The organism is Gottfriedia sp. NPDC058432, assembly GCF_042721555.1.
Taxonomy (GTDB): domain Bacteria; phylum Bacillota; class Bacilli; order Bacillales; family Bacillaceae_G; genus Gottfriedia.
Window position 1 is genome coordinate 1 of record NZ_JBHXLC010000062.1, and the last position, 1,508, is coordinate 1,508.

Below are 1,508 nucleotides of genomic sequence, written 5' to 3' on the forward strand. Positions count from 1 at the left end.
CTGGCGGGACCACCCGCTAAGCCTAAATATTCCCTGGTGACCGATAGCGGATAGTACCGTGAGGGAATGGTGAAAAGTACCGCGGGAGCGGAGTGAAATAGTACCTGAAACCGTGTGCCTACAAGCCGTGGGAGCGTCGCCGTGGTTCTTCGGAGCTGCGGTCGTGACTGCGTGCCTTTTGAAGAATGAGCCTGCGAGTTTGCGGTGTGTTGCGAGGTTAACCCGTGTGGGGAAGCCGTAGCGAAAGCGAGTCCGAATAGGGCGTTTCAGTAGCACGCTCAAGACCCGAAGCGGAGTGATCTAGCCATGGGCAGGTTGAAGCGGAGGTAAGACTTCGTGGAGGACCGAACCCACCAGGGTTGAAAACCTGGGGGATGACCTGTGGTTAGGGGTGAAAGGCCAATCAAACTCCGTGATAGCTGGTTCTCCCCGAAATGCATTTAGGTGCAGCGTCGTGTGTTTCTTGCCGGAGGTAGAGCACTGGATAGGCGATGGGCCCTACCGGGTTACTGACCTTAGCCAAACTCCGAATGCCGGTAAGTGAGAGCGCGGCAGTGAGACTGTGGGGGATAAGCTCCATGGTCGAGAGGGAAACAGCCCAGAGCATCGACTAAGGCCCCTAAGCGTACGCTAAGTGGGAAAGGATGTGGAGTCGCAGAGACAACCAGGAGGTTGGCTTAGAAGCAGCCACCCTTGAAAGAGTGCGTAATAGCTCACTGGTCAAGTGATTCCGCGCCGACAATGTAGCGGGGCTCAAGCGTACCGCCGAAGTCGTGTCATTCATACATGTATCCCCAACGGGAGTACGGATGGGTAGGGGAGCGTCGTGTGCCGGGTGAAGCAGCCGCGGAAGCGAGTTGTGGACGGTTCACGAGTGAGAATGCAGGCATGAGTAGCGATACACACGTGAGAAACGTGTGCGCCGATTGACTAAGGGTTCCTGGGTCAAGCTGATCTGCCCAGGGTAAGTCGGGACCTAAGGCGAGGCCGACAGGCGTAGTCGATGGACAACCGGTTGATATTCCGGTACCCGCTTTGAAACGCCCAATATCGAATCCTCTAATGCTAAGGCCGTGAAGCCGTTCCGGACCCTTCGGGGAAAGGAAAGTGGTGGAGCCGACGACCCAAGGTGGTAGTAGGTGAGCGATGGGGTGACGCAGGAAGGTAGTCCAGCCCGGGCGGTGGTTGTCCCGGGGTAAGGGTGTAGGCCGTGTGATAGGCAAATCCGTCACACATTGAGGCTGAGACCTGATGCCGAGCCGATTGTGGTGAAGTGGATGATCCTATGCTGTCGAGAAAAGCCTCTAGCGAGTTTCATGGCGGCCCGTACCCTAAACCGACTCAGGTGGTCAGGTAGAGAATACCGAGGCGTTCGGGTGAACTATGGTTAAGGAACTCGGCAAAATGCCCCCGTAACTTCGGGAGAAGGGGGGCCATCACCGGTGATTGGATTTACTCCATGAGCTGGGGGTGGCCGCAGAGACCAGCGAGAAGCGACTGTTTACTAA

At 56.8% G+C, this 1,508-nt stretch carries 1 rRNA gene; it reads left to right on the plus strand.

Annotation, left to right across the window (positions count from 1 at the left end):
- Positions 1-1,508, plus strand: a 23S ribosomal RNA gene (locus ACFWM3_RS24955); the annotation flags it as partial.